The following is a 13,041-nucleotide window of genomic DNA, read 5'->3' as shown; positions in this document are numbered from 1 at the left end:
TCAGACGCCCGTATGAGTTCTCTCCCGCCCGCCGAGTCTGGAACCCGCGACGCCGATCTGGTCTGGCGGCGGTCGGTCTATCTGTGGATCGGACTCATTGCGGCCTGCGTCCATCTGGCGGTGATCGTTCGATCGCAACCGTTGCAGAGCGCCAACGATCGTTCCCGCTGGTGCACGATTGCGGCGCTGCTCGAGCAGGGGACGTATCGCATCGACGAAATCCGGCAGCGACCGGGCTGGAATACGATCGATCTGATTCACGTCGACGGGCACTTCTATTCGACCAAGCCTCCGCTGCTGGCGACGGTTGCGGCGGGGGTGACGTGGTGTGTCGAGCGGATCACCGGCTGGAACCTGACGACCTCGACTCAGCCGGTCGCGGCAGCGACGCTGATCGTGCTCAACTGGTTGCCGTTCTGTCTGAGTCTGATCTGCCTGGCCGGTCTGCTGGAACGGTTGGCGGCCAGTTCGCTGGCCCGAGTGGCGACGTTTGGAATGGCGTGCTTCGGGACGCTGCTGACTCCGTTTCTTTCGACGCTCAACAACCATACGGTGGCGGCGGCGAGCGTCGTGGTGGCTCTCTGGTCGCTGATGAAAGCCAGCGAAGTCACTGGACTCCGACGGATGCTGTGGCTGCTGGTGTGCGGGCTGGCGGCGGGGTGGACGGTCTGCAACGAGCTGCCGGCCGCGGCACTGGCGGCGTTGCTCCTGGGGCTGTGCCTCTGGCGCTGGCCGGCGGCCGCGATGGAGGGTTTTGTGCCTGGGGCCGCGGTGATGTGTGCAGCGTTTCTGGGGACGAACTGGCTGGCGACCGGCCACTGGAAACCGGCGTATGCCGGGTATGGTTCGGAACAGTATCTCTTTGTCATCGACGGCGAGCCGAGCTATTGGATGCACCCGCAGGGGGTCGATCGGAACCTCGATTCGCCGCCGGTCTATCTGATGCACTGTCTCATCGGACATCACGGCCTCTGGTCGCTGACGCCGGTCTGGCTGCTGGTCGTGGTGAGCTGGTTCCGTCCGCGGGCCCCGGGTGCGGGTCTCCTGCGGACGCTGGCCCTGAGCGGGACCGGGCTGACGGTGATCGTGCTCGGCTTCTACCTGACTCGGACGGGGAACTACAATTATGGCGGCGTGAGCTGCGCCCTGCGATGGATGCTCTGGCTGGTTCCGTTCTGGCTGCTGGCGCTGCCGGCGGGATTTGACGCGCTGTGGCGATTGCCCGGCGGCCGGTGGCTGGCGTTGCCGTTGATGGCTGTGTCGGTCTTTTCGGCGTGGGAGCCGCTCGGGCAGCCGTGGCAGCAGCCGTGGCTCTTCCGCCAGATGGAGCGGCTGGGCTGGATCGACTACTCGGAACCGCCCCCTCCCCTGCCCCGCACGCTATGGACCTGGTTCGATCGGGTTCCGGACGCCGCGGATGGCGTGCAGTTTGTGGAATTCACGTCTCCGGGCGCCCTGGGTGAAGTCAGGCGATGGAGACTCTCCGCTCTGAGCAACCGCGAAGTCCGCGGCAGGCTCTGCACGGAGATCGAATCGCGATTCGCGACCCCCGGGCAACCCGACCGGGTCCAGCGGTTCGCAATTGACCGGGCGCGCTTCGAAGCGGGCGAAACGCCTGGGAAATGTCTGGTCTGGCTGGACGACCAAGTGGAACTTTCCGCGCAAATGGCTGATCTGGCGCTGGTGCGCGGCCTGCCGCTGTTGAAGCAGTACCACGGGGGCACGTTTCGCTATGTCCATACGAAAGTCCGCCGGGATGCATTCCGGTGCCAGCGAGCGGCAGCGCAACTGGAGTTCGCCGCGAGCGAGGGAGCCTCGCCGCTGCGTTATCGGAGCGATCTATGGCTGGCCCCGGAACTGCCGTTCGGGACGGCCCAGCTCGAATTCACGGTGACTGATCCGGGGAGCGGCCAGATTCTGCGACAGGAACGCTGGACGGCGGCGCGTGTTTCCGCGCTGCAGGAGCAATCGGCAAGAGCGGCGGTCGATCGGGTGGAGAAGTGAGTTTTGAAGTCCGGGGAATGTTGCAGCGCGGCGAACCTCCGGGTATCGTCTGCGGTCCCTGAGAGAGGGAGCGTGTAGCTCAGCCGGTAGAGCAACGGACTTTTAATCCGTAGGTCCTGGGTTCGAGTCCCAGCACGCTCATTGTTTCGCCAGAAACCCTTGCAAGACAAGGGCTTCCAGCATCGACTATTGCTGATGGCGGCGTATTTCCGTCGCTGACGGAGTCGCTTTCGCGGCCGTTGCGAAGTGCTTGTCGGTCACCTGCAGAGAATGCCGGTGAGCAACGGCTGCGCTGTTGCCCGAGCCATGCGCACACCACGTGTGCCGCAATCTTCTCGTCGAACTAGAGAGATCCGCGGCCTTCTTTCGTTTCCGCCCGGCGATTGCGTCCTCGGTCAGATTCGCTGCATACTTCCGAGGCGTTCCATCTCGATCACGGGATGGAGCGGATTCACGCCGTTCGGAAGGCGGACGTCCCAGGAGAACCGCTTGCCGTCCACGCTCATGACGATCTTCGCGTTGCAGCAGTCCAGCGACCGCTCAAGGTCGAAGTCGTTTTGCGCCACGATCTCATCCGGCCCGACACTCGCCAATGCGAAGACTTTGCCGCCTGCCTGCAGCTCCAACCGGACTTCGGCGGAATAGGCTTCGAACGCAGGAACCGCGGCTTCCATGACTTCCCCTTCACTTACTCCGGAAGAACGAGCCGAACTCTACATCCGGCAGCGACGCCTGACAATCTCGGATCGACTTGGCAGCGGACAGGAAGGGATCGTTCTCGGGACCGACCGGGCGACCGCCATCAAGGTGTTCAGGTATGCTGCCCACTATCGCCGGGAACGCGACGTCTACCTGAGACTGATGGAACGTGCCGTCCAGAAGGTCGCCGGATTCAACGTGCCCACAATCACGGACCACGAAAATACGCTTCTCGTGGTCGAAATGACAATCGTCTCCGCTCCATTCGTGCTCGACTTCGCCACGGCCGGTCTGGACGAGCCAATTCACCTGGATGCCGAAGGATGGCTGGCATGGGAAGAGGATTTGCGGGACAGATTCGATGACGACTACCGAACGGTGAGGCTGGTCTTCTACGCTCTTCAGCGGTTTGGCGTATTTCTCAACGACATTCACCCCGGAAATATCCGGTGCCGGTAGCGACCTCCCAGGATAGCAGCAGACGCATCGGCCAGCCTGAATGTCGAGTGACTGCGGAAGCCCGTCAAACGCAAAGCCTCGCAGCCAAACAACCGCAACTGCAGGCGGGCGAACAAGAAAGCCCCGGCCAGATCGAATCTCGCCGCTGACCGGGGCCGGGATTACAGGCAGTTCCCCATGTTGCGACCGCGAACCCGCTCGCGCCAGTTCAAGTCATCTGCCGGTCCCGAAGATTTTCCGTGACGCTGATCCTGCGGCGGAATAGCATCCAGCAGGCGACTGGCGACCGAGTTCGAGTGTTCGCCAGTGCGACTTCAGCAGTCGAGCTGCTGGCCCTTGGAGAGCCCGACATGCGCTGGATCGTTGGAATCGTCCTGGGAATGCTGTCAACCACGGCCTCCGCCGAGGAGCCCGCCGTACACGCCCGTGAAGTCGACGCCGCAATCTCGCGCGGCCTCAACTTTCTGGTCCAGGATGCGGCGGCGTGGAAGGCCAAGCACAACTGCGTTTCATGCCATCACGCGGCGCTGGTGATCTGGGCGATGCAGGAAGCCCGCCAGAGCGGTTCCAAGGTCGATGAACCCGCTCTGGCTGAACTCACCCGGTGGGTGGCCGAGTCCGGCGACGGGCGAACCGGCGTTCCGCGCCCCGACGGGATACCCAAGGCGCTCAATGCCAAGGCGGTCTGGTTCGCTCTCGGACTCGCCGCCGATCCGAATCCCGCGCACGTGTCCCGGCAAGGACAGCGATTGATGCTGCAGACCATCGTCCGCGATCAGGGTGAAAACGGGCAGTGGTTTTCCTGGCCCAACACCCGCCCGCCGATTTTCGGGAACTCCGATGAGAGCATGACCGCCCTCGCGACGCTGGCCCTTTCGTCTGCGTCGGCGGCCGAAGATCAGACTGTCATCGCCGCTCGGGACAAGGGTCTGCGCTGGCTGGCGGAAACTCCATCCGACAACGATCCTCAATCGCTGGCCGTCCGCGTCATCCTCGGGGCGCGACTCCGCCGGCCGGCGGCCGAGTGGGAGCCGCTCGTCCGGCTGATCAAGGAGCGGCAGCAGGCCGATGGCGGATGGAGGCAGGCCGACAGCATGCCCAGCGATGCGTGGGCCACCGGCCAGGCGCTGTATGCCCTCGCTCAGGCAGGACTGGGATCAGACGATCTCTCGATCGAGCGGGGCCGCGCATCCTTGATCAAGTCCCAGCGTGCGAACGGTTCCTGGGCCATGACATCCCGTCCGACCAAACCCGGAGACGACGGCGCCGACAGTCTGATCCCGATCACCGGCGCGGGCAGCGCGTGGGCGGTCCTGGGGCTGGTTCGCAGCCGCTGAACCGGCCGCAAGCCATCGCGCCCTCGCCAGAACGCGACCCGAGTTCCAATGTGGATGTGATCAAGGGATAAGGAGATCACTCCAACAGGCCGGGCAAGGTCTGGGGGGCTGTCGCTGGGGGGCGACTCGGGCGAAGCATCAGCGGATGATCTCCCGCGGAGATGAGTCGGGGCGGGCTCACGTCTGCGGACGAACTGAAGAATCGATCAGACCGCGGCGGGCAAGACGAGGGCGATGGTCGGCGGGTCGGTCGCGAACTTCACGGGCGTGCCCGGAGAATTCCATTTCGTTTTGACCATCGCGATGGCGGCGATGGCGGGGGGCTGGGCGTCGTGGACGGGGGCCGCTGAGGTGATCAGGCCAGCGGGCTGGTCGGAATCGGGGTCCATGATCGGCGTCCCGGGCGCCGGCACGGCGGTCCCTTCCCAGCGCAGTCGCCGAAGTTCTTTGTTCGTATGTCCCAGGGCATCCAGCCGGGCGACTGGTTCCTGGCCCAGATAGCAGCCCTTTTTGAACGAGATGCTCCGTTCGGTCCGGGCGGCCTCCTGCGAGAGGTTGTCGGCGGTCAGATCCTGGCCGTACGTCGGGAAACCGGCTTCGATCCGCAACGATTCGAGGACTTCCGCGGCGCCCGCGATCACGCCGCGCTCGACGAGGGCGGTTTGCAGCCGCTTGATCGCCTCTTGCGAGCCACTTATCAGCCAGCCGGCGGAGCCGAGCCAGTCAATCCGGCGCAGGCGCATTGGCTGACCGCCCCACACGAAGGTTTGCTGACTCAGGAGAGGGGCATCATCTCCGGCGAATCCGGGGAACAGAGCCGACAGATGGTCGGGGACCTGCGGACCGGCCAGCCATAGTTCGCCCAGCTCATCTGCGCGGCCGTGCAGTTCCACGTCTTCGCGGATCAGGTACTTGTCGAAATGCGCCAGCAGGGCCGCTTCGACGCCTGGCACAGTCTCGATCCAGAGGCCGTCTTCAGCCGCGAAAACGGCGATGTATCCCAGCACACGGCCCATTGCGTTGCAGACGAAGGCCTCGCATCCCTGCCCGACCGGCAGGGCCTTGATGTCCTGCGTGCAGAAATTGTGCAGGAACTTGACCCGATCCACGCCACGCAGTTCGATCTGCGTCCGATCGGAGACATCGAACACAATCGCCCCAGTGCGGGCTGCGACTGCCTGCTCCGCCAACGTCTGCATCAACCGCCGCCTCGTCTCGACGTTCAACTCCCAACGCTCACCGGCATTATTGCAGGCCGAGCTGTTCCCGCAACCAGGCCGGTCGGTCGGTGGTGATCCCTTCGACGCCGGCGGCGATCATCTGCTTCGCCACTTTGGGATCGTTGACCGTCCAGACGAGCAGTTTCAGACCGGCGTCTTTGATGGTTTTGCCGAAGGCCGGCGTAATGGCATCGCAGGCGGACAGATCGACGCCGTCGGCGTGCAGTTCTTTGGCCTTCTCGACGAGTTGTTCGGCGGTGTGCGACCAGGCGCCGCTCTTTTTATCCTGCTTCAACCCTACGAGCCAGTAGACCTGCAGATCGGGTCGGGCTTCCTTCATCGCAGCGACCACGTCCGCGTTGAAGCAGATGACGGCCGTTTCCGCGGGCCGGCGACCGGCGGCCCGAAGTTCCTTGACGAGCGTCGGCACGATTTCGGGGCCGCACTTGATCTCGATCAGCAGGCGCTTGCCGGTCGGGATCGTCGGCAGGACTTCGCTGAGGACCGGCATCCGCTCCCCGGCGTACTTTTCATTCTTCCATTGGCCGACGTCGAGCTGGCGAAGTTCGGCGAGGGTCTGGTCGACGACGAGCTTGTCGACGCCGGCGCACTTCTTCGTGTCCTTATCGTGAGAGAGGACGATGTGGCCGTCTTTCGACAGCCAGACGTCGATCTCGACCGAGTCGGCGTTCTGTTCCCAGCCGAGCCGGACGGAGGAGAGCGTGTTTTCGGGGGCGTCGTACGAGGCGCCGCGATGTCCTGTGATTTCCACTTCGACCTGCTCCGCAGCGTTCGCGAAGGAACTGGTTGTCAGCATCAGCGTGGCCAGAAAGATCTGCAATCGCATGGATTTCGTCTCGACATCGGGTGGACGTAAATAAGAAAATGGTCGGCGGAGCCGGCCCTGCGGGGTCAGCCGGCCGGACAGAGGACCTGCAGCATGCCGCGACAGAAATCCGGAAGATCATCGGGTTTCCGGCTGCTGACGAAGTGGCGGTCGACGACGACGGGTGCGTCTTCAAAGATCGCCCCTGCGTTGACCAGATCGTCTTTGATGCCCGGCGAGCCGGTCACTTTGACGCCGCGGTAGACGTTGGCGGAAATCGGCATCCAACCGCCGTGGCAGATGGCGGCGACCAGTTTGCCGGCGTCGGCGAATTCCCTGATCAGGAACAGCACCTTGGGGTCGCGGCGGAGTTTGTCGGGCATCCAGCCGCCCGGGCAGAGGACGCCGTGGAAATCGGCGGACTCCATGTCGGCAATGGCGGCGTCGGCGACGCAGGGATAGCCGTTCTTGCCGGTATAGTTCTGTCCGGCCTTAGGGCCGGCGACGACGACATGCCCGCCCGCTTCGATCATGCGGAGTTTCGGGTACCACAATTCCAGATCTTCGTAGTCGTCGCCTACGAACATCAGAATCCGGCAGCCTTCGGGCAGAGTGGTGATTGTCATGGCGTCAGCTCCCGAACGGACAGTTTGGATTTACGCGGGGTCCGTTTCCGACCACAATACAAAAGGATGATGAACGCTGCGAGAAGACCGGCTTCCCGGCGGCCAGCTTACCTGGGAATCAGACGAATGTCGCAGCCGATGGAGTACCGGGCGCTCGTGGCCGACGACGATGAGTCGTTCCGGGCGGTGCTGTGCGAACTGCTGTCCCCATTTTTTGAGCTGGTCGAGGCGAAAAATGGGGCGGAAGCCGTCGAAATCGCACTTGCCGAGCCGGTGCATATCGCCGTCTTCGACTGGCAGATGCCGAGCCTGAATGGCTTGGAGGCGGTTCAGGAACTGCGGGAGCATCGGCTGGAGTTTCCCTGTCTGCTGGTGACCGCGAGCGAGCCGGATGAACTCGAACTGGCCGCCGCGGCCGCCGCGATCTTCAGCGTCCTCCGCAAGCCGGTCCGTCGGCAGATGCTGCTGAGCCGCCTCGCGGATGCAGTTCGCAGCAGCTACGCGGACGAATCCATGTCGGCCAGACTGGCGACGGGCTGACGGGACATCCGGAGTTCGCGACGAGGACAAGGTCCGGAGAGTGAAAAGTGAGTATTGAGTCGTGATCAGCGCAAAGTGACAAAAGCCGGCGGGTCTCGCCATCCCTGCTCTTTGCGTTTTTCAGGACTCACTTTTCACTCACTTCGCTCTTCTCCCACGTATTCTCCACGTCCTCCGCGGTGAGTCCTCTTCTTCCGGCTATTTCAGGACGCGGTCGAAGAGCCGGTATGCTTCCTCGCGCATCTCGGGCGGGAAGTCGTGCGGGCAGTCGGGGTGCTCGACTTTGAGATTGTCAGCAGCTCCGTAGAGGTTGAAGACCGGGCGGGCGGCGTCGGCGATGCGATCGACGCTGGCGTGCTGGAAATTGCTGTCGTGGAGCGGCGCGAAGATCAGGAGATGCCTGGGGGCGAGGGCGCCGATCAGTTCGTGGAAGTCGAACGGGATGTCCTGCAGGCGGCCTCGGAAGGCGGTCAGACGGAGCATGTAGCGGGTCTGACACCACCCCTGTTCGGGATGCCAGACGCGATCGACGCCGTTGTAGTAGTCGAGGTACGAATCCAGGCCGCAACTCGTCACGACGGCTTTGATGCGATCGTCGAAGACCGCCGTGTAGACGGAATTGTGTCCTCCGAGGGAATGGCCAATCGCGCCGAGAGCGTCTCGTTTGACGTAGGGGAGCGACTGCAGGAGATCGAGACCGCGGATGTTGTCCCAGACCGCCTTGAGCGTGCCGCTGTCCCAGCCGAGCGTTTTGAGATCGGGTTGATACTTCGCGAGCAGCGGATAGCTGGGGGCGAGGACGACGTAGCCTCGCTCGGCCAGCTCGCGGGCGAACTGTCGATTCGTGGTGTTGTTGATTCCGACGACCGTGCCGTGACCGATGACGTTGTTGGTGCCGTGCAAGGCCAGGATTCCGGGAGCGGGGGGGACTTTGCCGTCGCGGACGGCTTTGGGGATCAGCAGGTAAGCGGGGACGCGGCCACCGGGCTCGGACTGATAGGTGATGAGCTGGCGGATGTAGCTGCCCCCGTCGAACTCTTCTTCGACTTTGACGTCGAGCGGCGAACGCTTCTCGTCGCCAGGCAACTTGCCCATGACCGCCTGCATGCCTGCGAGGATTTCTGTTCGGCGCTTCTGCCAGTCGTCGACATTCTTAACCGGAATCTGCAGGTTGTCCGGGCCGCGGTAGACGAGCAGGTTGTCGCGCGGCAGTCGGGGTGCGGGGAGCTGGATGGCCTGGATCGCTGCGGCGGCGTCGAGTTCGGCGAGCTTGAGGCGAATGCTGACGACGTAGGGATCGGCGTTCGGCTCCCAGTGCCCGTAGGTGGTGGTGACGATAGTCCCGTCGGGGAGGACTTCGACGCCGGGATAGGCGCAGTCGGCTCCCTTGTGGTTGTCCATCAGGCGGACGCGATACTGGCCTTCGGCGCCGGAAACCAAGTCTTCATACTTGCCGACCCAGGCGACCCAGTCCCCTTTGGTTTTCGATTCGAGCGTGGTGTCACGGAAGCTGATAAAGATGCGGCCGTCGGGAGCGTACTTGCCGGTGTGTCGATCGCCGGTGAGGGAACCGGGGACTTCGTGGGGGGCGGTCCAGGTGGTTCCTTCGTCGTCGGAAAAAATGATGTGGGAATTTTTGCGACGTGAGTTTTCCCGCAGCAGCACGGCAAGCTGCTTGCCGTCGGGCGAGCGGATGCAGCCGGGCTCGCAGAGATGGACGTCGCTGGACTGATAGACGGATTCCGGCTTCGACCATGTCAGGCCGCCGTCGTCGGAGAAGGTCTTGTAGAGCGTGAAGGCCGGCGGCTTCTGCGGGTTGGCGGGTTGGCTGAAGAAGCGGCCGTCGTCGTGGAACATGGCGAGATAGCGGCCGGGAGTTTTGAGGGCCTCGACAAAGCCCATCACGACGATGCCGCCCCAGTCGCCGGCCTGTTTGAGTTCGGACCAGGTCTTGCCGTCGTCTTCGCTGACAGCCAGGCGGGCGGGAGAGAGTCCCGACCAGACGATGAGCCGTTTCTTCCCGGCGGCATCGACGACGCGATGGATTGTGGGGGTTTCGAGGCTGGTGGACCAGTTGGAGGGCGTGGGGAGTCGATCGCTCCAGGTGAGACCGCCGTCGGGGCTGCGTTTGTACTGGATTGCACCCTTTCCATGCCCCTTGGGATAGACGCAGAGGATTGTTTTTCCGTCTTCGAGGAGGACGGTGGTGGGGTGGCCGAGGTACTGGCCTGGTTCGCGGTCGACGATGACCTGACGGAACGTCTGCGGAGCGAGGTCGATCAGGGGGATCGTGTAGCCGCGAGCGGGAGGATCGGCGGCTTGAAGGGAGGCAGGGAACAGCACCAGTCCCAGGAGCAGACAGCGGAGCATCAGGGACCTCCAGCGGGGTACGGGGAAAGAGCGTCCAGCAGGAAGTGCTACACTACCAGCCAACGACCGTGAGTGCGAGTCGTTGCGGCGAGACTCATCGTCTCTGCCGCGGCGAAGAAATGGAGGACACTGAAGGTCCTGCGGCGCCCCCCCTGCCACGACTCACCTGGAACTTTAGTTGCTCTCTGCGGCAGCCGGCGGGTCGGAGTCCTTGCGGACGCGGATCCAGTGATCGGTCAGCACCAGTTTGTCCGCGACATTGACGGACGGCATATGGCAGCTTAGACAATTCGATGCCGACTGCGGGGAGGTGCATTCGCGGGCTTGCGACTTCTGCGGTCCATGACATTGCAGGCACGTCTGGACGTACGGCTGAAAGGACTTTTCTGCGGGGCGATGCGGATCGTGACATGTCAGGCAGTCCAGCCGGGCGGATTTCTCCCCCCCGTCGAGCTGGCCTTGTTCCAGAAAACAGCGACTCATCGCCAGTCCGACCGATGCAAACCGGACGAGGACGGTTCTCTCCGGCGACAGTTCCTCGGGGGTCAACTGGTCAGCCCGGCGATGGCATTCGCCGCAGCGATTCACCGATTCGAGCGGCGTCAGATCGGACCAGGACTGCAGGGAGAGAGGCCCGCCCTGCTCCATGGCCCGGGCATGCTGTTCTCCGCCTGCATGGCAGCGCTCGCACGAGACTCCTCGAAACAGCGCGTCGGTGCGAATTCGTCCCCGCTCGACAGGCAAGTGGGTGACGTGACAACCAAAGCACTCCAGAGTCGTAGCGTGATCGTGCGGAGCGCCTAGAGGCGCGATTCCCGAAGCGTCCGTCAGATTCGCGCCGGGAGTGACTCCCAGCTCGCCCGGCGGAAACCAGGAAACGCTTCCTTCGATCAGCTCCGTCGCACCGTCCGAGTTCACCATCAGGCTGACCGGAGTCATCGCATGCCGACCCGAGCCGAACATCCAGTCAACTCGAATGGCCTCGGGCGAGGCGTCGGACTTCATCCAGAGCTGCTGGTTCCGGTCTTCAAAGGAGACCGTCGGCCCGCCTGGGGCGGACTGATAGCTACGCCCTGCGAAACGTGACAGGATCTGGGGATCGTGGCCGTCGCTCAGAGTGCGGCTATGGGGCGATGCGGCCATCTCCTGGCAAACGCCCGGATGGCAGGCGGCGCAGCGTTCTGCGACCGGAGCGACGGCGTCGGCAGTTCGTAATGCGGGGTCGAACGAACTTCGGTCGCTTCTCTGCCCGATCAACCACGCCTGCATGCCCCAGCAAAGAACGATCACGACGCCCGCGAATACCAGTCTCACGCCATTCGATGTTCGTGGCAGAGGCATGCAAACGGGCTCCAGACACTCTGCCGAATACGACGAACGCAGGAATTCACAAAGGATGCGAGAAGCGTCTGTCGGCACGGACCGCAGGGTCTCCCCGACAGGGACGTAGTTCACATTGGCAGTCTCCGGTTTTCCGCGGGGGACTGCAAGCCGCGCCGATCGGCCCTGCGCGGTTTGCAAGGAGGGCGTTCCGTTCGCCGACTGGGCGACAGCATTCTGACATTTCCTGGCAAAGATTCGCTCCACAAGCCGGACAGTCCGGAGTTGAGTCCTGCTCCGGAATCCTGGACACTGGGCCTAGGCGGACGTAGATTCGAGCGAGTTGCCGATAGATCTCCCCGGATGTCTTGAGGATTCCGCTTTTCCGTCGGTTGGCCACAGCACCGATTTCCCGGTTCATCAACCGCCGGCATCGTTCTGCATGCGGACTGATGCATGAAATGGATCGCCGCTCCGGATGATGCACGATGTTACTGCAGCTCCTCGCGTGAACTCAATTGCCGCCTGAATGTGACATCATGAAGCTGCTCCTGCTTTCTGCGGTCTGTCTAGGAATCGGCTTCGCAGCACATCGTATGCAGCGTCCGAGCGTCGGCGACCTGGAGCAGCAGGCGACTGCGGCCTGGAACGAGGGTAGGCTGGAGGCCGCGGAAGGTCTGGCGCGATCGGCGCTGGGGCGGAAGGCTGATTCCGTGCGGGCGCGGGAGGTGCTCCTGCAGTTGTCGCACGCCCAGCAGCGACCGGAGATTCCACTGACACTCGCTCTGGCGGACTACGCGAGCGGCAAGTCCCAGGAGCGGACGCTGGCTGAGCTGGGGCGGATGGCCCTGTCCTGCAACTTGTTTCGCCTGGCGGACGGGTATTTCGCCGAAGGTGTCGATCGATTTCCCAAGAATGGAGCGATTCAGCGTCAGTACGTGGCACTCAGCGGACTGCGGCTGGATGCCGAGGAAATGCAGAGGCGGCTGACGCAGTGGGGGCAGCATGGGGCTCCCACCGCCGACCTGGTGATCATGTCGCTCGGTTTATGGTCGATTGACAGCCGCGGCGTCGAACCCTCGGAGACGTGGCTGCGAGCGGCGGTTGAAGCGGATGCAACGGATGTCGGATCGCGGCTGGGGCTGGGGCGATGCCTGCTGGCGATGGGGCGATACCGTGAATGCGTGGAGCTGCTCAAGCCGTACAGTCAGCATCCCCGGGCCGGTCTCCTGCTGGCCGTCGTTGACGCGACGACGCAGGACGCGTCGGCGGCGGCAGAGCTGCTTCCGACGACGGAGCCGACCGAGATGCGTGGCGAATACTGGTTCGCCCGGGGGCTCGTCGCCCTGGAGCAACGGGACGTTCCGGCCGCGGAGGAGGCTCTGGCGAGAGCCGTGCACTGCCAGCCGTTGAATAAGTCCTACCGGTCGCGTTACTGTGACGTATTGCGACGACAGCATCGGACGGAACAACTCCAGCGGCACGTCAAGGAACTCGAAATCGTGGTTCGGATCGTGCAGCGATCAATGCAGCCTGGGGTGAGCGACGATGCCGTTGCCCTCGGGGAGCTGGCGGAGTCGTGCCGGAGCGTCGGCGCGGACGAGGCGGCGCGGCTGATTTTCCAGGCGGTTCGCCAGTAA

The 13,041-nt window shown here is 63.7% G+C and carries 11 protein-coding genes and 1 tRNA gene; 6 read left to right on the top strand and 6 right to left on the bottom strand.

Annotated features, from left to right (window positions below; genetic code table 11):
• The first annotated feature begins 12 nt into the window (after nt 1–12).
• Nucleotides 13–2,004 (top strand): hypothetical protein, encoded by a 1,992-nt coding sequence (locus SH412_RS08320; protein WP_336523042.1) that lies wholly within the window; start codon nt 13–15, stop codon nt 2,002–2,004.
• A gap of 68 nt (nt 2,005–2,072) precedes the next feature.
• Nucleotides 2,073–2,145, top strand: a tRNA-Lys gene (locus tag SH412_RS08315).
• A 254-nt stretch (nt 2,146–2,399) separates the two neighbouring features.
• Here the strand turns inward: SH412_RS08315 and SH412_RS08310 are convergent.
• Entirely contained in the window at nt 2,400–2,678 is a 279-nt protein-coding gene (locus tag SH412_RS08310) for a hypothetical protein (RefSeq protein WP_336523041.1), read from the bottom strand.
• On the opposite strand from SH412_RS08310, the gene SH412_RS08305 reads away from it, so the two are divergent.
• The gene (locus SH412_RS08305) at nt 2,677–3,162 is read left to right on the top strand and encodes a hypothetical protein (protein WP_336523040.1); all 486 of its coding nucleotides are present in this window, start codon (nt 2,677–2,679) and stop codon (nt 3,160–3,162) included. The genes SH412_RS08310 and SH412_RS08305 overlap by 2 nt on opposite strands.
• A 239-nt stretch (nt 3,163–3,401) precedes the next feature.
• The gene (locus SH412_RS08300) at nt 3,402–4,499 is read left to right on the top strand and encodes a prenyltransferase/squalene oxidase repeat-containing protein (protein WP_336523039.1); all 1,098 of its coding nucleotides are present in this window, start codon (nt 3,402–3,404) and stop codon (nt 4,497–4,499) included.
• A gap of 206 nt (nt 4,500–4,705) precedes the next feature.
• Here SH412_RS08300 and ygfZ read toward each other — a convergent pair whose 3' ends face one another.
• The 3 genes from ygfZ to SH412_RS08285 form a co-directional block, all read right to left on the bottom strand.
• The gene (gene ygfZ, locus SH412_RS08295) at nt 4,706–5,698 is read right to left on the bottom strand and encodes a CAF17-like 4Fe-4S cluster assembly/insertion protein YgfZ (protein WP_336523038.1); all 993 of its coding nucleotides are present in this window, start codon (nt 5,696–5,698) and stop codon (nt 4,706–4,708) included.
• Nucleotides 5,699–5,744: 46 nt separating this feature from the next.
• Nucleotides 5,745–6,566 carry a glycerophosphodiester phosphodiesterase gene (locus SH412_RS08290; protein WP_336523037.1) on the bottom strand — a complete coding sequence of 274 codons (822 nt, stop codon included), beginning with the start codon at nt 6,564–6,566 and terminating at the stop codon, nt 5,745–5,747.
• A 65-nt stretch (nt 6,567–6,631) separates the two neighbouring features.
• On the bottom strand, nt 6,632–7,171 hold the full coding sequence (locus tag SH412_RS08285) for a type 1 glutamine amidotransferase domain-containing protein (RefSeq protein ID WP_336523036.1): 540 nt from the start codon (nt 7,169–7,171) through the stop codon (nt 6,632–6,634).
• Nucleotides 7,172–7,297: 126 nt separating this feature from the next.
• Between SH412_RS08285 and SH412_RS08280 the strand changes: the two genes are divergently transcribed.
• A complete protein-coding gene (locus SH412_RS08280) occupies nt 7,298–7,711 on the top strand; it encodes a response regulator (protein ID WP_336523035.1) in 414 nt (137 codons plus the stop codon).
• Between the two features lie 198 nt (nt 7,712–7,909).
• Here SH412_RS08280 and SH412_RS08275 read toward each other — a convergent pair whose 3' ends face one another.
• Together SH412_RS08275 and SH412_RS08270 are read right to left on the bottom strand one after the other, a co-directional pair.
• Nucleotides 7,910–10,081: an exo-alpha-sialidase gene (locus tag SH412_RS08275; protein ID WP_336523034.1), complete on the bottom strand. Its 2,172-nt coding sequence runs from the start codon at nt 10,079–10,081 to the stop codon at nt 7,910–7,912.
• Between the two features lie 174 nt (nt 10,082–10,255).
• Nucleotides 10,256–11,422, bottom strand: a complete 1,167-nt coding sequence (locus SH412_RS08270; RefSeq protein ID WP_336523033.1) for a multiheme c-type cytochrome — start codon at nt 11,420–11,422, stop codon at nt 10,256–10,258.
• Between the two features lie 518 nt (nt 11,423–11,940).
• On the opposite strand from SH412_RS08270, the gene SH412_RS08265 reads away from it, so the two are divergent.
• Nucleotides 11,941–13,041 (top strand): tetratricopeptide repeat protein, encoded by a 1,101-nt coding sequence (locus SH412_RS08265; RefSeq protein ID WP_336523032.1) that lies wholly within the window; start codon nt 11,941–11,943, stop codon nt 13,039–13,041.

The sequence above is a fragment of the Planctellipticum variicoloris genome (assembly GCF_030622045.1).
Taxonomy (GTDB): domain Bacteria; phylum Planctomycetota; class Planctomycetia; order Planctomycetales; family Planctomycetaceae; genus Planctellipticum; species Planctellipticum variicoloris.
Note: the sequence above shows the minus strand (reverse complement) of the source record. Positions and strands in the feature narration are given on the sequence as shown.

Bases quoted from the DNA above. Each gene is read 5' to 3' on its own strand.
- SH412_RS08290 (WP_336523037.1), bottom strand. From the start codon at position 6,566: ATGCGATTGCAGATCTTTCTGGCCACGCTGATGCTGACAACCAGTTCC.
- SH412_RS08280 (WP_336523035.1), top strand. From the start codon at position 7,298: ATGTCGCAGCCGATGGAGTACCGGGCGCTCGTGGCCGACGACGATGAG.
- SH412_RS08305 (WP_336523040.1), top strand. From the start codon at position 2,677: ATGACTTCCCCTTCACTTACTCCGGAAGAACGAGCCGAACTCTACATC.
- SH412_RS08270 (WP_336523033.1), bottom strand. From the start codon at position 11,422: ATGCCTCTGCCACGAACATCGAATGGCGTGAGACTGGTATTCGCGGGC.
- SH412_RS08285 (WP_336523036.1), bottom strand. From the start codon at position 7,171: ATGACAATCACCACTCTGCCCGAAGGCTGCCGGATTCTGATGTTCGTA.
- SH412_RS08275 (WP_336523034.1), bottom strand. From the start codon at position 10,081: ATGCTCCGCTGTCTGCTCCTGGGACTGGTGCTGTTCCCTGCCTCCCTT.
- SH412_RS08320 (WP_336523042.1), top strand. From the start codon at position 13: ATGAGTTCTCTCCCGCCCGCCGAGTCTGGAACCCGCGACGCCGATCTG.
- SH412_RS08265 (WP_336523032.1), top strand. From the start codon at position 11,941: ATGAAGCTGCTCCTGCTTTCTGCGGTCTGTCTAGGAATCGGCTTCGCA.
- ygfZ (WP_336523038.1), bottom strand. From the start codon at position 5,698: ATGCAGACGTTGGCGGAGCAGGCAGTCGCAGCCCGCACTGGGGCGATT.
- SH412_RS08310 (WP_336523041.1), bottom strand. From the start codon at position 2,678: ATGGAAGCCGCGGTTCCTGCGTTCGAAGCCTATTCCGCCGAAGTCCGG.